General features: G+C 51.2%; 17 protein-coding genes and 3 pseudogenes. 3 read left to right on the forward strand and 17 right to left on the reverse strand.

The annotated features are described in order from the left end of the window. Positions 1-224: 224 nt before the first annotated feature. The 17 genes and pseudogenes from dndE to ACN28Q_RS14585 all read right to left on the reverse strand — a co-directional run bounded on the left by dndE (position 225) and on the right by ACN28Q_RS14585 (position 16,808). Positions 225-578, reverse strand: a complete 354-nt coding sequence (gene dndE / locus ACN28Q_RS14505) for a DNA sulfur modification protein DndE (protein ID WP_095846985.1) — start codon at positions 576-578, stop codon at positions 225-227. Continuing rightward, the gene (gene dndD / locus ACN28Q_RS14510; protein WP_095849034.1) at positions 578-2,587 is read right to left on the reverse strand and encodes a DNA sulfur modification protein DndD; all 2,010 of its coding nucleotides are present in this window, start codon (positions 2,585-2,587) and stop codon (positions 578-580) included. Before dndD ends, dndE begins: the two co-directional genes overlap by 1 nt. Beyond that, the gene (dndC, locus tag ACN28Q_RS14515; RefSeq protein ID WP_095846986.1) at positions 2,577-4,211 is read right to left on the reverse strand and encodes a DNA phosphorothioation system sulfurtransferase DndC; all 1,635 of its coding nucleotides are present in this window, start codon (positions 4,209-4,211) and stop codon (positions 2,577-2,579) included. The genes dndD and dndC overlap by 11 nt, the downstream gene beginning before the upstream one ends. Continuing rightward, positions 4,208-5,293 carry a DNA sulfur modification protein DndB gene (dndB, locus tag ACN28Q_RS14520; protein ID WP_095846987.1) on the reverse strand — a complete coding sequence of 362 codons (1,086 nt, stop codon included), beginning with the start codon at positions 5,291-5,293 and terminating at the stop codon, positions 4,208-4,210. The genes dndC and dndB overlap by 4 nt, the downstream gene beginning before the upstream one ends. Before the next feature lie 173 nt (positions 5,294-5,466). After that, positions 5,467-5,577 (reverse strand): annotated as a pseudogene (locus ACN28Q_RS14525) (IS3 family transposase); the annotation flags it as partial. 18 nt (positions 5,578-5,595) lie between these two features. After that, positions 5,596-5,733: pseudogene (locus ACN28Q_RS14530) on the reverse strand (IS3 family transposase); the annotation flags it as partial. After that, positions 5,732-5,911 (reverse strand): annotated as a pseudogene (locus ACN28Q_RS14535) (transposase); the annotation flags it as partial. The pseudogenes ACN28Q_RS14535 and ACN28Q_RS14530, both read right to left, overlap by 2 nt. 119 nt (positions 5,912-6,030) lie before the next feature. Further along, positions 6,031-6,999 (reverse strand): nucleoside hydrolase, encoded by a 969-nt coding sequence (locus tag ACN28Q_RS14540; protein ID WP_095846990.1) that lies wholly within the window; start codon positions 6,997-6,999, stop codon positions 6,031-6,033. 13 nt (positions 7,000-7,012) lie between these two features. Further along, positions 7,013-7,990 carry a substrate-binding domain-containing protein gene (locus ACN28Q_RS14545; protein WP_095846991.1) on the reverse strand — a complete coding sequence of 326 codons (978 nt, stop codon included), beginning with the start codon at positions 7,988-7,990 and terminating at the stop codon, positions 7,013-7,015. A 35-nt stretch (positions 7,991-8,025) separates the two neighbouring features. Continuing rightward, on the reverse strand, positions 8,026-9,021 hold the full coding sequence (locus tag ACN28Q_RS14550) for a ribokinase (RefSeq protein ID WP_095846992.1): 996 nt from the start codon (positions 9,019-9,021) through the stop codon (positions 8,026-8,028). Further along, positions 9,021-9,914, reverse strand: a complete 894-nt coding sequence (alsK, locus tag ACN28Q_RS14555; protein ID WP_095846993.1) for an allose kinase — start codon at positions 9,912-9,914, stop codon at positions 9,021-9,023. The genes ACN28Q_RS14550 and alsK overlap by 1 nt, the downstream gene beginning before the upstream one ends. Then, positions 9,911-10,591 (reverse strand): D-allulose 6-phosphate 3-epimerase, encoded by a 681-nt coding sequence (alsE, locus tag ACN28Q_RS14560; protein ID WP_095846994.1) that lies wholly within the window; start codon positions 10,589-10,591, stop codon positions 9,911-9,913. The genes alsK and alsE overlap by 4 nt, the downstream gene beginning before the upstream one ends. Then, the gene (locus tag ACN28Q_RS14565; RefSeq protein WP_095846995.1) at positions 10,591-11,640 is read right to left on the reverse strand and encodes an ABC transporter permease; all 1,050 of its coding nucleotides are present in this window, start codon (positions 11,638-11,640) and stop codon (positions 10,591-10,593) included. Before ACN28Q_RS14565 ends, alsE begins: the two co-directional genes overlap by 1 nt. 14 nt (positions 11,641-11,654) lie before the next feature. Next, positions 11,655-12,644, reverse strand: a complete 990-nt coding sequence (locus ACN28Q_RS14570; protein ID WP_095846996.1) for an ABC transporter permease — start codon at positions 12,642-12,644, stop codon at positions 11,655-11,657. After that, a complete protein-coding gene (locus tag ACN28Q_RS14575; RefSeq protein WP_095846997.1) occupies positions 12,637-14,142 on the reverse strand; it encodes a sugar ABC transporter ATP-binding protein in 1,506 nt (501 codons plus the stop codon). The genes ACN28Q_RS14570 and ACN28Q_RS14575 overlap by 8 nt, the downstream gene beginning before the upstream one ends. Before the next feature lie 74 nt (positions 14,143-14,216). Continuing rightward, the gene (locus ACN28Q_RS14580; protein ID WP_095846998.1) at positions 14,217-15,056 is read right to left on the reverse strand and encodes a DeoR/GlpR family DNA-binding transcription regulator; all 840 of its coding nucleotides are present in this window, start codon (positions 15,054-15,056) and stop codon (positions 14,217-14,219) included. 453 nt (positions 15,057-15,509) lie between these two features. Further along, positions 15,510-16,808 (reverse strand): DUF445 domain-containing protein, encoded by a 1,299-nt coding sequence (locus ACN28Q_RS14585; RefSeq protein WP_095849035.1) that lies wholly within the window; start codon positions 16,806-16,808, stop codon positions 15,510-15,512. A gap of 445 nt (positions 16,809-17,253) precedes the next feature. On the opposite strand from ACN28Q_RS14585, the gene ACN28Q_RS14590 reads away from it, so the two are divergent. The 3 genes from ACN28Q_RS14590 (at position 17,254) to ACN28Q_RS14600 (ending at position 24,548) form a co-directional block, all read left to right on the forward strand. Then, a complete protein-coding gene (locus ACN28Q_RS14590; protein ID WP_095846999.1) occupies positions 17,254-18,057 on the forward strand; it encodes an HNH endonuclease in 804 nt (267 codons plus the stop codon). Positions 18,058-18,960: 903 nt separating this feature from the next. Next, positions 18,961-22,998 carry a non-ribosomal peptide synthetase gene (locus ACN28Q_RS14595; protein WP_131928978.1) on the forward strand — a complete coding sequence of 1,346 codons (4,038 nt, stop codon included), beginning with the start codon at positions 18,961-18,963 and terminating at the stop codon, positions 22,996-22,998. Beyond that, positions 22,995-24,548, forward strand: a complete 1,554-nt coding sequence (locus tag ACN28Q_RS14600; RefSeq protein ID WP_095847002.1) for an MchC protein — start codon at positions 22,995-22,997, stop codon at positions 24,546-24,548. Before ACN28Q_RS14595 ends, ACN28Q_RS14600 begins: the two co-directional genes overlap by 4 nt. The last annotated feature ends 3 nt before the right edge of the window (positions 24,549-24,551 follow it).

Consider the following 24,551-nt stretch of genomic DNA (forward strand, 5'->3'; position numbering starts at 1 on the left):
TGTTAACACAAAAGCTACGCTAATATCACCAAACCTAGGAGCCTTACCCTGTTGTCGCGGTTGTGGATGCCTGTTTCAGGCGGTGCACGGCGTTCCTGTCCGCCGTGCTAAGTCTGGCTTAATGCTCCAGCGCGGCAACTGCACTATCTGATTTGTGGCAACGAACCACTTGTATATTTTTTTGCAAATATAGAGTGGATATAGATTTGTTGTTTCTCACTATTTTACACCCCAAATGTAAAGTCTCTTAGAGAGCGATAGTTTCTTAACGCCGAAATCCCATCCTCAACATGCGCCGCCCACGCCTTAATCATCTCCTTCTGATCTAGGTGCGGATAAAGCATCTTTAACACCAACTCCGTAGCTTGTAATGTTTCCCCCAGCCACGTAATTTTATCCAGTATCAGCGATCCATCCAGCTTCTTACTATCTCGGTCAGGCAAATAACGAAATTCGGTCTCAACCGAGCGGAAAAACGACAGTCTGGCAACAATATTAGGCGTGATACCAGTATATCCTTTTAACTTCTTGAGCTGTTCTTCAGTCTGACGACTAAGTGCCATTCGATTCGGGAGCATCAGATAGCCTCCTTGGTTAGTTCCCAGAAGTAACCGGGTTTCAGCGCAGATGATTTAGTATGCGCATTAAACACAATCTCATAAGCATGAGAAATATCATCACGCAGTCGATCGACGAAATAACTCTCGTCCACTTCAGTATCGGTGGATAGCAGCACAACCTGATGGCTGGCCTCCGGGAAATAATGATTAATCAACTTATCCCGATGCTGAGAATCCAGACGCCCTAACGGCGTATCAATAATCACCGGGAAATCACGCCCAGAGGTTTTTGCCAGCGCCTCAAGAATGGCAATCGCATAAATCTGCTTTTCACCCGCAGAAAGCAGCTTACGATTAATCACCGAACCCTTTTCATCCACCAGTTCAACATCAAATGTCTGTGGATTTATGTGCGCATTAAGCTGTAAATCCTCTTTACGAGCAAGTTTGTGGTAGGCAATTTCAAAGTTAGCAGATAACTTTTTCACTCGCGCCTGCGTTAACACATCACTGTAGTAATCGAGCAGGTTAATGGTCTCCTGCGCATTTTTAAATGCGCTGCTCAAACCATGTTGGCTACGGGTTATGTCATGTGCTTTCTGTACCTGACGAACACAATCTAGTTGCTGCTGTTTCGTTCGTTTAGCCTCTTCCAGCAACGAGCGATATTTTTGCCGCTGTTTTTCACGCTTATGATCGAGATCGCGTAATGCTGCAAAGAGATCCATTAACTGCTCGTCTTCCGGGGCGCGAGCAATATTAGCTGCGGCTTGCTCCAGTTGTTGTTCAATATCCGCTAATTGATGGCGGTACATATCAAAACGCTGCCATGCTTTTTTGCTGTCCTGCTCAATGGACTGCTGGAGCATACCAGCTTCACGTTCAGAAATATCAAACAGCAAATCACCTTTTGGTTTGGCTGCCATATATGCGTCCAAATTATTGGTAATCGCTTCGGTAGCAATGGCTCTGGTACTACTCTCACTGCTGGAACGGAACGCGATATCATTTTTGAGTTGAGTTAAAAATTGATTTAACTCCGTCTCAAAATTTTTCGCCTGCTTGATCTGTGCTTCATTGGCAATTTTTTCTAGCAACCGCGACAACGTATTAGGTGCTAACGCATAGGGCAACGATCCATCGCATTCCTGTCGTAACGCTTTTTCCAGACGCTCTTTTTCTTTTAACAGCGTTTCAACTTTCTGCTTTTCCTGTGCTTTGGTCTGGGCAAATGCGCCGCCCTGCGCATTTAACAATCCCTCATGGCGAATAATGTCCTGGGATAAAAATTCAATCCGCGAATTGACGAAATCGGCCTCTTCCAGCAATTTCTCTGCCTGACCGGCAAGCGTTTTAATCTTTGTCTCAAGCGCTTCGACCTGCTGTTGCTGGGAGCCACCTAACTGCGCGGTTTGCTGGCGTTTGACAAAAATCATCAGGTCATTTTGCAGTCTGGCGATCAGATCCAGTCCCAACAAACGACGCACCGCTGTACGCAGAATATTGCCGGATTCATCTTCCGCCAACTCTGCAATCTTCTCACCATCAAAAAAGAAAAGATCGGCAACACCGTGAGGAATTAATTCATTCAAAAACCCTTGGCACTGGTCATAACTGAGTTCACTACGCGGTTGTCCATCCTGCTGCAAAGAGAGACGATCTTTCTTTCCTTTCTTCCAGCTACGCGTGACGGTGAATTCAGTCTCATGGCCGTTTTGGTTGTAGGTAAAGGTCAGTTCTACTGCGGCCTCATCCGGACGCTCTGCTGTATACGTCCCGTTGTGCACCAGTGCTCCGAGTTGTTCAACATACTCCTGCTGCTGCATTGCCGAGCCAAACGCTAAACGCCCATACAGTGCCAGTCGAATTGCCGACAAAATAGATGTTTTCCCTGCACCATTTAAACCACCAAATAGAACAATCGGGCGAGGGTTTACTTCATGCGGACGCTTTCTGGGAGCCAGATCGATGGTGTGTGTGCCGCAAAATACGCGAAAATTATGTAATACTAGTTGCTTAATGAGCACGTTCATTTTCCTCATCGATAAGCACAGACGATTCGCTCGCATCGATAATTCTGCGCTGTAAAGTCTGGAGTTCAGCTTCTAGCTTATCCACCTCGTCCTGATGAATATCCCGATCATTGCGTTTTTGCAGCGTTGCCTGTTGCTGCTGGATCTCTTCCAGGCTGCCCCAGTCCTGCTTCAAAATTGTGCCGAGCTTGTCAAAAATCCCCTGACGACGACTTAACCCTTCCATCGAGGTTTCCAGCTCAATCAGTTTCATTACCATTTCAGGTACTACGTCAAACCCTTGCGTTATCTGTACCAGCAAATCAGCATCGCTGGCATCAAAGCGAGACTGATCGTCAACCACCCAATTCAGATCCTGCTGATATACCTCGCGGTAAATCCCCGGCAATGTATCGTACCAGTCTGGCTCGTTAGGATCTTTCAACCACTCCTGGCGGATAGCGTGCAGCTCCGGCTGGGTAATTAACGTAATCGTGTGGCCCTGGGCGTTTAAATCGCGCTCAATTTCAAGTAAGCCTTTTAACCACTGCTGGCGGTATTTGAGCCAGTAGGGGCCTGGAACATGCTTACGTTCTGCACTGCGATCTTCGCCGTCTTTAGCGTACTGATAGCTCACCTTACCGGTGCGGCGTTTATAGTTGCGATAGGTGTCTTTATTCACCGGGTCGGTGGTAAACGCCAGCAGATCACGATATTTTAGCAATGGCGCCATCCACTCTTCGCCGTTTTTGATCAGGCTTTCCATCGCTTTATCTTTGGTGACTACGGTACAGGTCCAGCAGCCAAAGCGAGAGTTCCCGCAAGAGGGGGTACTTTCGTCGATCACCAGGGGACACTCACCCTGTGCGGAAGAGTCCATATACAGCGTCCACAGAGGACGGTTGTTTCCACCCCACGGGCTTTCCCATTCGTCGATATCTTCAGGAGCATAGCGGAACGCGCCGCGCAGCAGCTTCCAGACATCTTCTACATCCCAGGTATCAATGGGGGTATAGATAAACGCATTTGCCAGTGTGGTGTGCCGGGCCAGGCGTGAGCCATCAATTTTGTGTTTTGCTATTACCTGTGCACGAGAAGCGCTTTCGCTGCTACGTGAGCCGAGGACAACAATCACTTCATCAAACTGGCTGACCTTATCTTTAATAAAGTCGCTCACCGGATTGATTTTCATACGCTCGGTACACCAGCGAAAACTACGGGTTGGGGCCGGATAACCTTTCCCCAGTAAATTGACCCAGAAGGTTTCATTAGTTTTAGGCGTTACCGCATGTTGAGTGATCGGCAGGCCATTACGCTTTGCGCCTGCCTCAATCTGCAACATCGTTTTCTTAATTAAATCTACTACCACTGGTGTTTCCACCAGCGTATCGGATGACACCACAAAAACATCTTTGGTGCGCATTTCCGGGGGCAGGCCGAGCAAGGCCAGATACACCAGCGTAATCACGGCGGAAGAATCTTTCCCGCCGCTGTAGCCAATCACCCACGGACGCTTATCCGTACAATAAATTCTTTGTACTTCGGCAACATATTCGGCCAAAGGACGTCCGGCGAACTGCTCCTGATTGATAAAATCTTCGTATTCGGCCAGATCGAAGGCCTGAACTAATTTACTCATGAGACAACCATTTGAGCTTCAAGCTCCTGTTCTTCAGGAGTGAGTGGAATTGATAGCGCGTTTTTTAGCGCATTGCAGGTGAGCTGGATCGCCGTACTGGTTTTACTTAGCTTACCGTGCTGCATTGCGCGTTTCATCAGATCCGGATTGTTTCTGCGCCAGTTAAAGGTTTTGAGTGCAGCAATTTTCTCCGGCCACTGCTCCGGATAGTCTGTCAGCAGGGCATATCCCAGTTGCCCGAGCGCCTGCAATCCAATGCCATGAGCGTGAACATAGTCCTGCCGTAGCTGAACCGGTGAAACCTCTTTTTTCGCCGCTAACTGCCAGTCAGGCATCACGTGAAAAATAGCTTGCCAATAGCGGGTGGCTATCTGGGTGCATTCTTCAAAATTGCCTTCTTTGGGATCTTTTCCCAGCAGCGCACGGGTAGCTTGTTTGATGCTGCTTAACGTAAATAATTTATTTGACCGCTGACTGATACCGGATTTTTCCAGCTCGGTCATCCCGACAAACGGCTCTACGGACATTGCCAGATAACGCGCCAGATTTGAACTGGCGTCCCGATGATCATACAGCGATGCCAGTGATGGACTGGGACGAATGGCGTACTTATTCAGATCGGCAAACATCTGCTGGCTGCGTTTTAATCCTTCATCGACAAAAAACAGCACCGGGATATTATCCTGCCCCAGCTCCGGGCGTGCGTCTAAAGCGTCTTCAATCGCTTTGCGGCGATGCTGACCGTCATTGATCAGAATTTGTGCATCCATCGGCACGCATAATACCCCCAGATTATTAGTGCCGGGGAACTCATCAAACTGGACGTCAACGGCAATGGAGGCTGTCAGCGCAGAGAACACATAATCTTTTGGATTTTCAAGAAGATAACGAACCATTTCGGGAATGCGTGATTTATTCAGCGTGCGCTGTGCGCGTAGCTCAGGCGGTACGTCATTTTCATCAAAACTGAATATCTTTGGTATGATGCGCATCGGGCATGTGGCGATGTAGAAAGGGCGACCAGCCTGAATGCCTCGTATAGCTGGAAAAGAGTAGCAGTAATCTGCATCAATACTAGCCATGCTGTAATCCGTATAAAAATCGAATGAATTGGTGTACGTGATATTTTACGTAACACGAGGTGGGATTTACAGCTTTTTTACGTAATATTTTGCGTACTGCATTCCATTTTTCCTCGGTTTGTTGCTGTAACCCAAGACATACATAATCTTACTCACGAATGCTGGATACAGCGCTAAGCGAGGTTCTGGTTTTCAAATTGTTGCGGACTAATCCCGCCACAGGCACTGTGACGACGCCAGCGATTATAATCACACTCGATATAGTTAAACACCGCGGCTCGCATTGAATCGCCACGGATAATCTAGACGCTTCCGAGCCGTTGATAATATTGATGTTCATATTCCGTCGGTGACATCTGATCACTCGAGCCATGCCGAGGCTTACTGTTATAAAACATTTCGACGTAATCAAAAATATCACTGCGGACTTCTTCCCGCGTTCCCAGTCAGTTGTTGCTGTTGTTTACTGTGCCAGGCGTACAGTTGCAACTCATACAGGCTGAGCTGGCGAGCTGCGGCGGCAACCCCGATATGCTCAGTCAGTTTAAGCGCTTCCTGACGAAATTCAGGCGTATATCGCTTACGGGGTTTCTTGCTGGTTGATACGGATTTTGTCATGTGAGCGACCTCTGGTTGAGAGTTTACTCACTTAGGCGGGTAATCCCCCTCAAAAAAGGCCCGACATTTCCGAGAAATATCAGGCCTTAACCTACCAAATATTACCCTCTAACTGCCCATCAACCGACGACCTGCGCCACGATATCACGGACGATTTTCTGCCCGTCGATGTGCGTGCACACCCGCACATTGGGCGGCGTGTCGCGCAGCGGCACGGTTTGCCCCAGCGTCAGCCGGCCCGCGGTTTCAATACCGATCGCCATCTCTTCGAAATGCCCAACGCTGGCATCGGCCGCCAAGGCCACCGCTAGCGGATCATAAAGCACACAGCCTTCCGACCAGTCGAACATTGGCGCCTCGAAGTAGGTTGCGCAAACCTGCTTAAATAAGGCGGTCAGTGGTTTATTCTGCGCGATATCCTGCAGATGTTCACGCGTCAGCACCAAGCCGGTGGCGGTATTGGTGACATCAAGGCTCACCATCGTTAGCGGGATGCCGGAACGGAACACAATATCCGCGGCCTGCGGATCAAACCAGATATTGCATTCCGCCACCGGGGTGATGTTGCCGCGCCCCCAGGTGGCATCCATCCCCAGTGCGCCGGCCATCATCACCACTTCCTTAATCAACGGTTGGATGTCCGGCGCTTTCAGCAGCGCCAGCGCCAGGTTGCTGTGGGCGCCGATGCAAACCAGCGTGATTTCCCCTGGGTATTGCCGCACCAGATCGATGATCAGTTCGCTGGCGTGCCGGCCGCAATGGGAAGATTCCGCCGCTGGGAGCGCAATGCTGCCTTCACGCCCGCGGGGGCCTGCATAGGCGCGCTGCAACAGCTCCGGCAGCGTTCCGCCCATCGGTGTGCCCATCCCGGCCGCCACCGGGATCGCCGTGCGCCCGGCCACCTGCAAAATGCGCGTTGCGCAGCGTGCGCCAAGCAGCGGCGGGCAATTGCCAAACACCGTCGTAATGCCCATGAGCTCCAGGCGCGGATCCTGCAGCGCCAGCATAATCGCTATCGGATCGTCGGCGTCGGTGCCTGGGATGCCGATTGCCGGATCGGTATCGATAATAATTTTACGTCTGGCCATCACCCGTCTCTCCTTACAGGCCCATTTTCAGCAGCTTGGGCAGGTTGTCTTTATCCAGGCTCTCCAGGCTGTCGCCGTACAGGGTGTGGTTAGCCGTATCTACCCGCATCTTGCCCATGCCTTCAATTTCAGTGCCTTCCGCGATCGGTTTGTTCTCCGCAACCATCTTCCCAAGGCGGACGAAAATCTCCCCGGCGGTCATCGGGTTCCAGATATAGCCGCCTTTGATATCGCCGCTGCGCACCAGTGCCGCCGCCTGTCCAGGGCTATAGGCGCCTACCACACAAACGCTGTCGCTTTTATTGCGCCTGGCAACGGCGCGGCCCGCGCCCACCGGCCCTGGGGAGCCGAAGGCCATCATCCCTTTGAAATCGGGATATTTAGACATCAGTTCATTGGTCACCCGCATGGAATCATCCAGCGATTCCCCGGTGCCGTACAGATCGCCCACCTGCTGCATCTTCGGGTAGTGCTGTTTCTGGTAATCGATGGCCGCCTGCGCCCATTCGCGGTGCAGCGGGATCGTCAGGCTGCCGACAATAATCGCGTATTGCCCCTGTTCCTTCATACACTGCGCCATCAGCTGCATATGCCGCTCGCCGAAGGATTTTGCATCCACCAGCTCAAAATCCCAGTCGGCATATTTCTGTGCCGGTGACTCATGCACGATCACTTTGATGCCGGCGTCTTTCGCCTTTTTCAACGCTGGCTCCAGCACCGCAGGATCGATCGGCACTACGCCGATAATATCGACCTTCTGCGTGATAAGATCTTCGATGGCTTTTACCTGCAGCGCCGGATCCTGCGCCGTCGGCCCCACCTGCCAGGCGTTGATCCCTTGCTTGGCAGCTTCTTTCTTAATGCCTTCTTCCATCGAGTTGAACCAGGGGTTACCGCCGACTTTCACCACCACCCCCATCTTCAACGGCTCGTTTGCGAATGCATAACCGCTCAACGCCAGGGAAATCAGTACTGCCGCTATCTTTTTCATTTTGTGCTCCGTTTTTCGCTATGTAGGGTACTGCGTTAAAAACCAGAGAGTGACGTGGATGCCCCGGCCATTTCACTGCCATCGGCCAGTACGGTGATGCCCAGTTCCGGGTGTTGTTGCATCCGCGCGATCGCCTCGGCATACGCCGGCATCGCGGCGGCCGCACCGGGCCGCTCAACGCACACCGCCGCGTAGGCAGCGGCAAACAGCGCGGCCTGTTCCAATGTTTCCCCGGCGGCCAGGCGCGCGGCCAGCGCGCCGTTGAACGCGTCGCCGGCGCCGGTGGTGTCTGCTGGCTGGGCCGGGTAAACCGGCACCAGGGCCATCTGTTGCCCGGTTGATAGCAACGCCCCCTGCATGCCCAGCGTGATGATCAACTGGCGCACGCCCTTGGCGTGCAGCGCTTTTGCCGCCTGCCGGGCAGAGGGCAGGTCGGTGACCGCAATCCCGGTGATTTGGCCGGCCTCGGTGCTGTTGGGGGTGAGCAGATCGGTTTGCGCCAGAAAGCTGTCTTTCACCTTCTGCCAGGGCGCCGGGTTGACGATCACATAGGTGCCGACTTGCCTGGCGCAATTGACCATGCGCTGAATCGCGCTCAGGTTATTTTCCAACTGCACCAATAGGATATCGGCCGCGGCCACCGTGGGCTGGCAGCGCTTCACTTCGGCGGCGCTGACCGTCAGATTGGCGCCGGGATAAACCGAAATCATGTTCTCCGCATCATCCCCGGCCACAAAAATCATCGCGTTGCCGGTAGGCTTTTCTTTGCAGGTGAACAGGGTGATGGCATCGAACCCCGTCTTCTCCAGGTGGCGGCGGGCAAACAGCCCAAAATCGTCGTTGCCCACTTTGCCGATGTAATGCACCCGCGCGCCGGCACGCAGCGCGGCCGTGGCCTGGTTGGAGCCTTTGCCGCCCGGCCCCATCATGGTGCTGTGTGCCACCAGCGATTCCCCCGGCATCGGGAAGCGCGACATTTTGGTGACGATATCCAGGTTAAAAGAGCCGAATACGCAGACTTTGCCTTTCATCATGCCCTCCTGAAATAACGCGCCGCCGCCAGGCAGGCGCCCCGGCAGCCGGTGTGGTCGGTGGCATGGCTGTTGATGATCTTCAGGCCACCGCGCGTTACCGGCGGGCGCAAATGGCGGGCGATCTCGCGGTGCAACTGCGCCAGCGGGAAATCGGCCATCGCCAGCACACCGCCGCCGAGAATGAGATACTCCGGATCCAGAATGTTCATTTCGCTGGCGATCACCTTGGCCAGCCGGGAAACAAACTGCTGCAACGCCGGGTGCGCGCCGTGGCGGCTAAACAGTTGCGATATCGGCAGGGTGGGGTAATGCTCATGCGCCCAATGGCTTAACCAGCTTCCTGAGGTGATCGTCTCGGCGCACCCCTGGTTGCCGCAGGGGCACGGGCGATCGTTATCCGCCCAGGGAATATGGCCCACTTCGCCCGAGCCGCCATGCTCGCCGTGGTAAAACTGCCCGTTTAGCCACAGGCTGTTGCCCATGCCGGTGCCGAGGTAAAAGCCGACGGCGTTATCCGGCAGCGTGTCCAGTTGCAACAGATCCCACAGCATCAGATGGTTAACGTCTTTATCCATCGCTACCGGGGCGCCAATCATCTCGCTGAGATTCGCCGCCACCGGTATGCCGTCCAGCGCCTGGATAAACGGCAATGAAACCACCTGGCGGCGATCGCGGCTGAGGATCCCCGGCAGCCCAAGCATCACACCGGCAATCGGCCGTTCGGCCTGGGCGGCGGCAATCAGTTCCGCCAGCGCGGCCAGCGCATCCGGCGCGGTCGCCCATCCGGCGGTGGGCAATTTGCGAAACCCCGCCCAGCCGTCGTCGCCTTGCAAGGTTAATAGACGGGTACTGGTGCCGCCGATGTCGATGCCCAGCCAGGTTTCAGTCATACCGGCTCCCGCGCCTGTTCGATGTTTTCGATCATTAAAGACCAGGCGGAAGCCAGATCTTCATGCAGGTTAAACAGCCCGGACGTGCCTACAATCAGCACTTCCGCCCCGGCGTTCAGCAGCGTGCGATAGGTTTTCTGGTTGCACGAACCGTCGATCTCAATCAGATAGCGGTAGCCGTGCTGCGTTTTGAGATCGCGCAGTTCGGCGATTTTCTGCACCATTTCCGCAATAAACGGCTGGCCGGCGTAGCCGGGATCGACCGTCATCACGGTGATTTTGTCCAGCAGGTGGATGTAATGCTGAATAAAGGCGACCGGGGTGGCCGGGTTGAGCACCACGCCCACTTTCTTCCCCAGCGCCCGAATTTGATTAATCACCCGGAACGCGTCTTTGTTGATGGTTTCGGCATGTGGGCAGATGTAATCCGCGCCGGCGTTGGCCACCGCCTCAATAAAATCGGTCGGCTCTTCCACCATCATGTGCACGTCGATCGTCACCGGCGTGAATGGCCGGATCTGTTCGATAAAGAAGGGCGACAGGGTGATGTTTTTCACATAGTGGCCGTCCATGATGTCGATGTGCAGGAAGTCGGCGCGGGTATTGAGCACCGCCAGTTGCTGCTTGATTTCCATTAGGTTCATGCACATTAATGAGGGCGAAATTAGGGTACGCATCAGACTTCCTTTTTGTTCGTTAAGCCGGCCTGGCGTGCAAGCAATGTGCTGCGCCGCACCGCGCGGGAGTGAAGGAGTTTGGTTTTGCAGAACTTCAGGCCCAGCACCACAATCAGCACGGCGCCCCACATCGCCAGGCTGAAGTGCTGGCTAATGTTCATCAGGTTGAAGCCGGTCGAGAGGATCTGCAGCGCGATTAGCGCCAGCACCACGCCGGTAACCCGGCCAAACCCGCCGTTCGGATCTGCGCCGCCCAGGATGATGGCCAGCACGGTAATCAGCAGGTAGGAATCGCCATAGCCCATGCGCGCCGAGTTGAAACGCGCCATCATTACCAGCCCGGCCAGCACGCACAGCAGGCTGGAAATGACATAAACCAGAATCAGTAAACGGTGGGTATTGACGCCGCTGAACCAGGTGGCGTTGATGTTGCTGCCGCCCATATAGATGCATTTCCCGGCGCGGGTTTTGCCCAAAAACAGCGCCATCGCGCCGCTGGCGCAGAAGAACAGCCAGAGCGGCAGCGGGATGCCCAGGAAGGTATCCGCCCCCAGCGCCCGTACCACGTCCGGCATGCCGCTCACCGCTGTGCCGCGCGTCAGCCAGATGCCGATGCCGTTGACTGTCATCATGGTCGCCAGCGTAACCAGAATCGGGTGCGCGCCGATGCGGCTCACCATCAGCCCGGTGATCAGGCCAATCAGCGTGGCGATCAACGCCGCCCCGGCCAGCGCCAGCAGCAGCCACAACAGTTGCAGGCCGGTACCGGCGCCGGCCGGCAGGAAGGTCAGCAGCACCCAGGCGATAAACAGCGCCGTCAGGTTGGCGGTGGCGATAATACACAGGTTCAGGCCGCCGCTAAGAATGGCGATAAACATCGCCAGCGTCAGCAGCCCCAGCTCCGGCAACTGAAACGCCATGCTGACAAAGGTCGTCCCGGTTAAAAACCGCCCGGGCAACAAGAGGCTGAAGGCGACGATGCCGAGGGCAATCAGCAGCAACAGGCCAGGGTGCGCTTTATCACTGCTGAGAAAATGAAGTCTTTTCATGGCGTTCTCCCTGGTCAGACGAAGCTGACGTCGGTCTCTTTGCGTTTTTTGTAATGGGTGACGGCGATGGCGACCATAATCACTACGCCGATGACGATGTTCATGAAGTAGCTGGAAACGCCCACCAGGTTGAGGCCGTTTTTCAATATGGCGATCAGGAACACGCCCATCAGCGTGCCGGTGACGCTGCCTTTGCCGCCCATCAGGCTGGCGCCGCCCAGCACGGTGGCGGCCAGCACATCCAGCTCGCCGCCCACCAGCGCATTGGGCACCACCTCGCCGACGCGATAAACCTGCACCAGCCCGCCGATGGCGGCCAGTGCGCCCAGGTAGCCATAGGCCAGGATATGGATCAGCCCCACCCGGATGCCGATGCGGCGTGCGGATTCCTGATCGCCGCCCGTGGCGTAGAGCTGGCGGCCAAGGTGGGTTTTGTTGAGTAGCAGCCAGGTGATCATGGTGATGATCAGCATAATGGCGAGCGGCAGGCCGATCTGGTAAGGCTGCCCATTGACGGTAAATGGCAGCACGCTATGCAGCGTGACCCACCACTCCGGCAGGTTATAGAGGCTGCGCCCTTCGGTGATCCACATCAGCAGGCCAAACAGCAGCGCCTGCATACTGATGGTGATGATGATCGACACAATCCGCAGCCAGTAGATCAGTACCGCATTGATAACGCCGAACAGCGTGCCGCAAAGGATCGCCAGCAGAATACTCAGCGGGGCATTATCGAAGCCCAGATTCACGAACAGCGCGGCAATGATGTACTGCACCACCGAAGCCACGGCGGCGAAGGCGATATCGATTCCCCCGGTCACCAGCACCACGAACAGCCCCAGCGCGAAAATGCCGGTGACGGCGTAGGTTTCCGCCAGATCGAGCAGGTTTTGCAACGACAGGAACTGTTCGCTGGCGAACGAGAACAGCACGATAAAGAACAACAGCACCCACGCCAGCCAGCCTTGGCTGGATTTTGGTTTGAACAAGGATAAATCAGGCATTGATCACCTCCGCCAGTTGCTGCTGCGCCACCTGCTGTGGTTGATATTCGGCGTGTATGGTGCCGTCACGGAAATGAAGGATGCGGTCGCAGTTGTAGTAAACCTCCGGCACTTCGTCCGAAATAAGGAGGATCGCCAGGCCTTCTTTCGCCAACTGATGTATCAGGCTGTAGATACTGGCTTTCGCGCCGACGTCTACGCCGACCGTGGGGGAATCGAGGATCAGGATCTTCGGCTGCGTCAGCACCCATTTCGCCAGCACGATTTTTTGCTGATTGCCGCCGGAGAGCGTGGAAATGGCGTGTTCCGGATCCGCCACGCGCACGCCCAGTTGGTTTATCCAACTGTGAATGAGCTTGTTTTTGCGGTATTCATCGATCAGGTGGAAGCGGTTGCGCAGTTGATCGAGGATCGCGATCACCATGTTGTCGGCGACCGACTGCTGCTGCACCAGCCCCAGCGTGAGGCGATCTTCAGAGACATAGCCGATGCCGGCCTTGATCGCATCCTCGTGGCTACGAAAGCGCACCGGTTTGCTGTCCAGCCAGATTTTGCCGCTGTCTGGCCGGGTCATGCCGAACAGCGATAGCGCCAGTTCGGTGCGGCCGGAGCCCAACAGCCCGCACAGCCCCAGAACTTCACCTTCATAGAGGGAAAAGTTGACGTCGTGGTACTGCGCTTCACGGCTCAGGTTCTCCACCTCAAGCAGCTTGCGCTGCGGGTTCAGCGTCGGCGTTTTCAGGTGGTAGTCGAGTTTCAGGCCCGTCATCAGTTCGGTGAGGCGGCGGCTGTCCATGTCGCTGGCCGGCCAGGTGCCCATCTTGCGGCCGTCGCGCAGCACGGTAACCCGGTCGGAAATCTCCAGCACTTCATCCAACCGGTGGCTGACAAACACCACGCAAATGTTTTTCTCTTTCAGATAGCGCACGGTGCGCAGGAGCTGGTTGACCTCGGTGCGGGTGAGCGAGGCGGTGGGCTCATCCATAATGACCAGGCGGGCATCCGCCACCAGCGCGCGGCAAATCGCCACCTGTTGGCGTTGGGCGATGGAAAGTGCCGCGACCTTCGCATCCAGATCCAGCTCGAACTTCAGCTCATGAATAATGCGTTGCGCGCAGGCTTTCAGCTTCTTCGCACTGTACCAGCCCAGCAGGTGGCCCAGGTTATATTCGAAGGCGATGTTTTCCGCCACGGTGAGGTTAGGGAACAGCGACAGATCCTGATAAATCACCTGGATGCCGAAATCGCGCGCCTGCTTGGGCGTGAGGCGGGAAATGCGCTCACCGTTGCCGAGCGTAATCAGGCTGCCGGCATCTGGAACGTGAACGCCGGAGATGACTTTAATTAAGGTGCTTTTACCACAGCCGTTGGTGCCCGCCAGGCAATGCACCTCTCCCGCCATTAAAGACAGTGAAATATCGCTTAACGCACGGTTACCGCCAAAAGTTTTGGATAAATTTTCCAGCGTAATTAATGTTTGCGATGTGAATGCTTGCATATTACAGCCCCGGGTTGGCAGGTGATGCTAACTGCGCCAGCGGAACACTGGCGATAAATTTTATTTCCATGGCGCTATATTTTTTGATGATTCATTAACTGCATGGCATTGGCGCGCTGTGAGCAATCAATCACATTCACGCCGTTCCATGCCAGTTCCTGTTGGAGTTCCTTATCTTTTAAACTGTCGGTAATTAAAAAATCGACGTCACGGTAATGGCAGATGCGCGCGAATGAGGGGCGCAGGAATTTCCCCGCATCGAGCAATAAATATTTTCTTTCCGATGCCAGCAGCATCTGCTGTTTTAAATGGGCATTGTTTTCATTTGCCGCACGTAAATAACCATCGTTGCCCAGGCTGCTGCATGAAAAGAACGTTTTATTAATCAGAAAATCCTTTAAGGGTTGTTCCGCCACCACGCCGTTAAAATCTTCGTTATGCGCGGAGTATTCTCCCCCCAGGCAAATGGTGCGAATACGTTCTTTGGCCGCCAGCGTCTGGACGATCTGCAGTGAGTTGGTTAACACCGTCAGCTCGACATCCGGCAACTGGCGCGCCAGAAACCAGGTTGTGGTGCTGCTGTCCAGTAAAATACAGTCGCCCGGGTTGATAAAATCGAGCGCCCGCTTGGCGATTTGCGTTTTTTGCTGCGTGTTTTCATGCATACGCAAACGAAAAGCCAATTCATGTTCGCTGAAATTACTGTTTTTTTCGGGCAGGTTGCGCTCATGTTTTCGCATTACTACCGCGCCGCCGTGGCTGCGTTGTAATAAACCCTTTTTCTCCAAGCGGGTTAAATCGCGGCGAATCGTTTCCTGTGATACCCGGCAAAGATTCACCAGTTCAGCAACCAGTACCCGGCCATGAAGATTTAATTCCTCCACGATCAAGCGGTGTCTTTCAATCGGCAACATAGCAACCTCCGATGACTATAAGTTAGAAGATCCGGCCGGCGTAAAATGTGCACCAGCCGAAACTGTCGGCCGGCATTTTTACTGCCGTTTAAAAATTGATGAATGTCGTTAAAAGAAGTGAAATAAATAACAATTTGCACGTTTAATAGTGAGCATAATCACAAAAATAATCGTTTCAGGCATAAAACGCGCCCAAGCGCGTTGGTGATGAAAAAACTATTCTTCAGAGATTACTATGACTGTTAATGCCCGTTTGTGAGGATATGACCGTTTTTCACTCGGGATTGGCAAAGGGGTAAGGATGGAGGGTGAGCGATTTTGTGCTGAATGGATGCGTTGGCGATGGGGGATAGCACCGTTATTCGCCGGATAGGGAACCGCAGGGGCGTGACCTTAACCCCTGCGACATGGCGAAATAATGTGTGCGGCGGCGTGCAGAGAATCGCATGAGCATCACTGCCCCACGCGCACCCAGGCGATCAACACCGGAAGCTGCGATAACAGATACAATATCAGGCCGATCACGCCGCCCACCACTGTGCCGTTGATGCGGATACGCTGTAAATCCTTGCCGATATTCAGTTCTACCTGGTGCGACATATCGCGCGCGTCCCAGCTTTTTACCGTGTCGCTGATATGGCGGCTTAAAAACGTCGAAAATTCCGGGGCGGCATGGGTGGCCGCTTCTTCCATATGCTGATTCAGCGAAGCGCGCAGTTCCGCATCTTGCTGCAATGCTTCCCCCAGCCACTGCCCGGCGGCGCTGGCCCTGGCGTGCAATACCGAGTCGGTTTTGTCCAGATCCGCTTTCAGCCAGGCGCGCAGATCGCCCCATAGCTGGCTTATGTAGCTGTTTAGGGCCTCGTCCTGTTTCAGATAGTCTTTGATCTCTTCGGCTTTCAGTTGCATCTCCGGGCTGCTGCGCAACTGCGCGATCAGCCGCTGCACGGCGCGGTTAAAGCCCTGGCGCAATTCGTGCGCGCCATCCTGCTCGATATCATTAAGAATGGATTGCACCGCGCTGGCGGCCAGTTCTGCGCTTTTGTCGCCCACCCAGTCGGTCGGCAGCATTTTCTCGGTGATGGGGTGTTCGCGCTTGAGCCAACTGACGACCTGCTGGGCGATAAACGCGTGCGTTCCCGGTTTGTTCACCAGATGCAACAGTTGGCGGATGGCGTCATCCAGCAGCACCTGGTGGCGGTTGTTTTTAGTCAGACTCTCTAACAACATGGCTGACGTTTGCGATAAATCCACCTTATCAATCGCCTTGTGAATGGCGCTGCGCATAAATGCCTGAATGCGTTGGTCATCGGCCAGATCGAGAAACCCGCGGATCATTTTCAGCAGATAGCCGCTGAACTGTGCGGCATTCGCCGGCGTGCTGAGCCAGTTGGCGATGATCTGCGCCGGATCGTGGCGGCGAATGAGCGCCAGCAGGGCATTGGTGTTGAGGAATTTATCCTGCACGAACAGCGCCAGGTTATCGGCAATGCGATTCTTGTTGCGCGGGATAATGGCGGTGTGGCGGCCCACCAGCGGTATCGGCACCCGGCGGAACAGCGCGCTGACGGCAAACCAGTCGGCCAATGCGCCGACCATCGCTGCCTCTGAGATGGCTTTCAGCACGCTGATCCAGGCATTGGCGGGGAACCACAGCGGGTAAAGCACGGTGGCGATAAAAATACCCGCGGCGCCGCATAACAGCAGCAGTGGAAGGCGTTTGGCGCTGGCCAGTTCGGTTTCTTTAGTCATGTGGTTGTGTGGGTTGCCCATTATTCAAATCAATGACACGTACATCTATCTTGGCAGACTGTAGACGAATTTTGCGATGGCGGGGGATTTAACGATGAATGTGGTTGTGGTTGAGGGTAGTCCTACTGCTATGCGGTAATGGCATGGGTGCTATGGCGGCACCTTCATCCTGCAGCCAACTGGGCAATATTTTGACGCTATCAGCATGTGAAGTTGCTCATGGATACATGCAAAACGAATTATTCACGAAACAACATACGGTAAGTGTGGCCTGTTGCCGGGCCTAGGCGGAGCTATTTGCCATGTTTACCTCTACCTCGCCATCAGATAATGGCAGCTTACCGATATACTAAATGGGGAAATATCCCGCTTTCATTGATCCATTTTCCATATTTATAAGTTACGATATATTCATTAAATTTATATTTTTACTGTGAGTATTCGTATGTCGTTTACTGTAATTGCGGAAATGGATGAATCCAAATGGGACGATAAGCCTGGTGAGGAGTACCACTTCCCAAAACGTTACGCCAAAATGCTCACGCCCGGAACCCACGTGATCTACTACAAAGGACGGCTTAAAGATAAGCGCTTTCGTGAGCATCGCCTTTCTGACGACCCACACTATTTTGCCATTGCAACTATCGCCGACGTTTATCCAGACCCCAATGCTAAACGTGGCGAGCTGTATGCCATGGTAAAAGACTATCAGCCTTTCACTAAACCGCTACTCGCCAAAACGGGCACGGGCTATTTTGAAACAATCCCGACTAGCCGCCAATCGAACTACTGGCGTGATGGTGTTCGGCCCATAACCGAAAATATTTATCAAACGATTGTCAAACATGCCGCACTTGGCCCTATCGCGGCGCCGGTGGTTGAGGACGAAGAGGATTACAACACCAGTTTTGAGTCTACCACCACGTACCAAGAAGGGGCGAAGGTCAGTTACTACACCACCAAATATGAACGCAATAGTAAGTTAAAACGCGCGGCAGTGAAGCTGCATGGCACCACATGTTACGTCTGCGGCTTTAATTTTAAGGCGTTTTACGGTGAGTATGCTGCGGGGTTTATTCATATTCACCATTTGCAACCCGTCTCTGAGTTTGGCGGCGAGAAGGATGTGAACCCCGCGACCGATCTCGTTCCGGTATGCGCCAACTGCCACAGCATTATCCATCGCAAAAAAGATAGAACGCTGTCGATTGAAGAACTCAAAGCGATGATCCAGCAGCAGAAAGCATAAGTTAAAATGCGCTGTTAGGTATTGAGCAGCGGCAACTCCACTGTCGGCCTACTTCCGCTATCCGGCAGACATCCGCAAATCTGTTTGACCGCTTCGATTTTAAACTCTTCAGGATAACGTTTACCGCTCATGGGCACCTCTTTTTTAAGTCTTCTTAAATGACTCTGAGGTGTTTGTTAAACCTGTGGCGATTCATTTATATGTTGCCAGAAAAATTATTTATTCTTTACGGAAATGATGGTATGGATAAATCGCCCAGAAAAAACAGGTCATGACAGTGAAATTCACTGCCTTCATTATCTGAATCAAATAATGCAAACTGATCGCGAAGATTATTGTTCAAACAACATCCGCACAGAGGATTATTCTGTGTTAAAGCTGGTTTTATGAACATATAAACTACCTTATTTATAAAATTAATTAAATAGTAATAAGATATGAATTGGTTCTAGGTTTTGAATGTCATTACATTACAGTGCATTTATGAACGTTAACATTTGACTTTGTATGGGTATCGTGTGATGATTTTTTAGATGCAAATGGTAATCATTCACCATTGGGGGGAGGGAATGCTAAATACTCTAAATAATATTAACAAGGAGCTGTGTGATTTAGACTGTCCGGACGATGATGGCGCTGATGATGAAACTATTAATAGGAATATTATGATTGTTTCATTAATTATGTCTGGTGTGTTGCTAGAATACTCTATTTATATGTGCTGAAATTTTCTGGCATAGACATAAGCATCTTTAATATTAATAATATTCTGGTGTCATTCATCAGAGACTGCCAGTCACTGTTAACTAGAATTAATTACCTGGAGTGTTATTTGATTTACCATGTTGTGAGGGATTAGTATGTTGATTGAGGTTATAACGCTATAAAATTACAAAAATATTGTTGAGTGTATTATTTATTGGGATAATTGAAATGGAATATTCTTCTGGCATTTTTCCTCTAACAGATGCACAGCTGGGGGTGTGGTATGCTTCCCTGGCTAATAACTCATCCCGGCTTTATGTGACTGGGCAGTGTTTACAACTGTCTGGAGATATAGTAATTCCCATATTGCTTCAGGCAATTAAACAGGCAATTTCTGAAATCGAGGTGCTTAACTACAGTTACATTGACAATGATGGCATACCTTCTTTCGATCCGGATTCTCGTTGTACCGATTTGGATGTTGCACTTCACGACCTTCGTATGAATAACAATCCAGAGATTGTTGCCCAGCAATTAATAGAACAAATCGTTAGTCAGGAATCCGGACTGGATAGTCTGCATGAGCACATTAATGTGTTGTATTTAGTACATGACCATAAGCTAATATGGTTTTCGCGTATACACCATGTTGCTTTTGATGCTTATGCTTATTATATGTTCCACAGGCGTGCTGGCGAGAATTACAATTCGTTACTACTTGGAGAAGTTCAAGAAAAGAGTCAATTTACAGATTTGTATACCTTATGTGAGGAAGACTTACGTTACAGAAAAAGCACACAATTTCTTAATGACAATCGGTACTGGAAGCAACTGTGCGCAGACTTGCCGACACCAACTTTCCTGGGAGGGTTAGCCCAGGATTTAACAACAGAAACCATACAATTTGAAGAAGTCGTTGAGGATGACTTATCTCAGACCATTGAGTTATTTTATCAACGCAATAGAATAGCACTGTCTGATATTTTTCTCAGCATTTTTACTAGTTATTTTTCTTTATGCCTTTCAGGTGAACGCAGGTTAGTGTTTGGACTTCCCTGCATGAACCGCCAGGATTCTTTTAGTGCCCATGCAGCAATTACGCGGAGTAATATCCTCCCGCTAATACTTTATTTTCCTGATGGTGCGTCGTTTAAAGATGTTTGTTCAATTGTAGCAAAAAGCAGGAAGGAATTACTCAAGCATCAACGTTATCGTGGTGAGTGGATTGCCAGAGATATTGGAAGGGTTGGAGACACACTACCCCTTTACGGCATAGAACTGAATATATTACCAAGTTTTCCTGCTCCTGACTTTTCATGTCTGAATACAAAAACCACGCATACAACTACAGGACCAGTCAGGGATATCAATGTTCACCTGGAGCTAGGAGAAAATTTTCGGCCGCGGGTTCTCAGGCTGATAGCAAATGCATCCCGACATAGTCAGAAGGAGTTGCAACTGCATGTACGCCGTCTGTTACATTGGACTCGTCAGTTAATAAAGGCTCCTGAATTATCTCTGCGGGAATTACCGTTTGCTATGCCTGTCGAGACAGATGAAATAGCAAAATGGAATAATACTGAACATGTTCTTAAAACTAACAATATTTTAGAATTGTTTTACCTACAGGCTCAGGAAAATCCACATCAAATTGCTGTGATGGATGAGTCCAGGAGTTTAACGTACTCTGAACTTGAAAAGCATTCCTGGCAGTATGCGCAGGCGCTCGATTATTACCTGAACGGTGCAAACGGAAAGGTAATTGGGTTAGCCCTCGAGCGTAGCGTGGAACTCGAGATCCTTCTACTGGCTATTCTCCGGGCTGGCGCCATAATTTTACCTTTATCGCTGGAGATTCCTCAACTCCGACTGAAGAAAATGCTTAAACAGGCTGGAGCAGCCCTGACAATATCCAACCTTGCCGATCAGATCAAACTGCCGTCAGGTTATCCCCTGTTGGCTGTAGAATCACTGGCCTTGATAGCAGAACAGTCAGAAAGCGCGCCGCGGAAACTCCCTTCAGCAACCAGCGGACATGCTCCTGCCTATATATTGTTCACTTCTGGTTCCAGTGGAGAGCCTAAAGGAGTGATGGTCGGGCATCTGGCATTAGCAAATCGTCTGCAATGGATGCTGGCTGAATACAAGCTCAACCAGACAGATCGAGTTTTACAGAAGACGCCTGTGACTTTTGATGTCTCGATTTGGGAATTCTTCCTGCCATTGATTGGAGGGGCAACATTGGTGATGGCGCGACCAGGTGGGCATAGAGATCCTTTTTACCTTCTGGGCTGCATTAAAAAATATAACATTACAACCTTACATTTCGTTCCATCAATGCTGGGCTTATTCCTTGATGCTCTTGAATTCCGTCCTACCTCGTTACCCTTACGAAGAGTTTTTGTCAGCGGAGAGGCTCTGACATCAGAACTCGTGGGCCGCTATAATTTATTACAGACCGTACCATTACATAATCTCTATGGACCGACGGAAGCTGCTATTGATGTGACTTATTATGCAGTGCAACCAGAGAACACTGAAAAGAGTGTTCCTATCGGCCGTCCAATCTGGAATACAAAAATTCATATACTTAGTGAAGATGGTAAAACCTTACCGATTGGTATGGCAGGGGAACTATATATTGAAGGGATTTGTCTTGCAGATGGTTATGTTAGCCGACCGGACTTAACTGCTGAACGTTTTGTAACGTGTTTTGATGGAAGTCGGTGTTACCGGACAGGCGATTTGGCCCGCTGGCGTTTCGATGGAGAGGTTGACTATCTTGGGCGTCTGGATCAGCAGGTTAAAATACATGGTCAGCGAATCGAGCTGGAAGAGATTGACGCTGTTATCGGAAAACATCCTAAGGTTCTACAGGCCTGCACCAATATCTATGCGGGCCGTATTGTCGCCTATATTGTTGCGACCAGGGGGGCAGAGTCATATGAACAGGAAATACAAGAACTCTGTCGCGATTATCTGCCGGTCTACATGCAACCACAGCAGATAGTCTTTCTTAACAGGTTTCCCCTGAGCCCTAATGGAAAACTAGACAGAAAAGCTTTTCCTGCGCCGCCAGCATATAAAAGTGAAGATGGTGGTGTACCTTCCAGTCTGCTTGAACAACGGATATGTGAGTATTTTGCTGACGCTTTGGAGCTACCATCCATAGCCCCCGACGCAAATTTCTTTAACCTGGGAGGTAATTCCCTGAGTGCGGTAAGTGTCGCGACCAGGATAAATGCCGGTCTTGGATGGAATATTTCAATAGCCACTATTTTCGCACACCCGACACCCAAGGCGTTAGCCGGAAAAGACAAGTATGATGATCTTAACATGCTTGATACAGTTCTATTATTGCGGCCTGCTCCACATCCTTCGCAAAAGAAATTGCCCACCCTTTTTTGTGTTCATCCGGCAGGTGGAATTGCATGGTGTTACAGCGGGCTGGCGCGATTCTTGAAAACGCCGTGTGAAATTGTGGGATTGCAGGCTAAGGGTTTGACGTCTGGAAGCAACATTACTAACTCAATGGATGAAATGGCTCAGGAATATGTGGAACATATACGCGCCCGCCAGCCTAAAGGTCCATATTGGCTGATTGGATGGTCTGTAGGGGGGATGATTGCTCATAAAATCGCTACATATCTTGAAAAACAAGGACAAAAAGTCCAGCTTCTAGCCATGATGGACTCGTACCCCAGCGATTTATGGAGACGTTTTGCATTTGAAGACCTTAATATGCAGGAAGAAGAAAGCATGGCTCTTGCTGCTTTACTTTTCATTGCAGGTATCGCGTTGCCTTTCAACCAGGAACTTCCTTCACTGATAGTGCCAAAAGGCGAAACTCTCAAGCGTCAACAGACTATTGAATTATTGAGAAAAAATGGTAATGCACTTGCCAGCCTGGATGATCAGATACTGGACAGGCTTATTAATGTGGTAATTAACAGCCGCCGTCTGGTTGGTGGCTCAAGCCACGATATTTACCACGGTGATATGCTTTTCTTTACTGCCGCATCCCCCCGAGCGGAGAGTTGGCTGGATATTGAGGCCTGGCGCCCATATGTTCGTGGGAAAATCAATAATATTGATATTAACTGTGATCATCCTGGTATGGCAAGAACGGAGGCGCTACGTGAGATAGCACGGTATTTAGACGAAGTATTTGTACGCTTCGGAATATATTCATCTCCTAATTTGCAGAGTCTAACAGAGGAGCGTACGACAAAATGAATAATAACTCTTCGCTCTCAACACTCACAGAAAACTTAGTGTCATTCACCGCTCGTCGGGTGACATCCTCATTAATCTGGTGCTTACCCGAGCTATGTAACAGTGAAGAAGTACTCAGCTCCTGCAGTTATCTGACTGAGCCTGATGGTACCGGTGAAGCAAAAGTGTTCATGGCAGAGCGTTATGGTGGAAGTGGCATTCAGCGCAATGGTGGAGGTGCACGTTGTGGTTACAATGGTCGCTACCAGGTAAAAGGGATAGGAGCTAATCCTCTGGTTGGTGAAGGGTCCGACTGGCATCATTCAAATGGAGCACTCAGTGCCAGCCAGGCTATTTATGAAGCATTATGGGGAGAGGTACTGTCGCAAGTATTACCTTATGGGGCAGTTCGGACTCAAGCCGTTTTACTTACCGATAATTATATCGATATCAAGTTTGAACGTTCCAGGGGACCAGCCCAGCGGGCGTTGCTGATACGTGAACCTGTTATTCGTCCGGCTCATTTTGAACGGGCACCTTATTTTCTGCCTCAATCCAGATATGCAAGTCAACTGATAGATGACGCAAAACGTGTTGGTTCTGTAATCCATCAGTTACCGTCTTGTTTACCTATACCTTCTCAGGGGTTCAGTAAAGAAGCAGCCCTTGAACCGGAGCATCATTGTCTGGAGGGCCTCTGCGAACTAGCACGCCGTCAGGCCCGACAGATAGCGTTCTGCCGCTCGCGTTTCCTGTTGCTCACAACCTCACCTTCTAACATTGCAATGGATGGACGGTTACTGGATTTTAACGGTCTGAGCTGTTTGTTCCCCGGCAACACTCGTTCAGGATTTGAATACCAACTCAAGATGACTCAGTTGATGAAAGAGCCATCTATCCTTTTACAGGGGTTGACCGATCTTTGTCTTTATCTGGGAAAATACCTGTTCAACCCTGCTTTTGCTTCATACGCGCAACAGCAACTTGAATCATGCTTCCAGTTTGCATTCTATGAAACATGCTCGCGCAGCTATCTTGAATTATTCGGTATCCCGGAAGAATTTCTATCCGTCGATAAGATACCTGAAGTACTTAAACCGCTTGCTGAGTGCTTTTCCGTGTTAATCAACAGGCATAATAGTACTCAATATAGTAGGAACAACAATGAGTGCAATGAAACATCACTGGGATATATAGCTGCAATGCTAATTAATTATCACCAGAATAAGCAATTAGCTGGTTCAACTTACGTTAAAGGGGATATTCATTTTGTTCGGACACTTCAGGCCTTTTCAGATGCGGCTCACTGGCTGCTCGACGCTGGTCGCCTGCGGGGACTAAATGCGCCATATGTTCTGAAAATAATGGAAGAACAGGCTCGGCAGAGACTACAACCCAGAAATTGTCTGGAAAAAATCAATATGCTCGGGAAGATTTCTGACCTTATAGATGCCTACAGGGACGATAAACCTCTTCTGACAGAGGCTTTTTCCACAATGAAGAAAGAGTTACAGGTATTCACAAGAATGGTATTCGGTAATGGTCAGCGATACACGACAGGCAGGGGGTAAGGC

Origin of the sequence: Gibbsiella quercinecans, assembly GCF_002291425.1 — a bacterium.
GTDB classification, from domain to species: Bacteria; Pseudomonadota; Gammaproteobacteria; order Enterobacterales; family Enterobacteriaceae; genus Gibbsiella; species Gibbsiella quercinecans.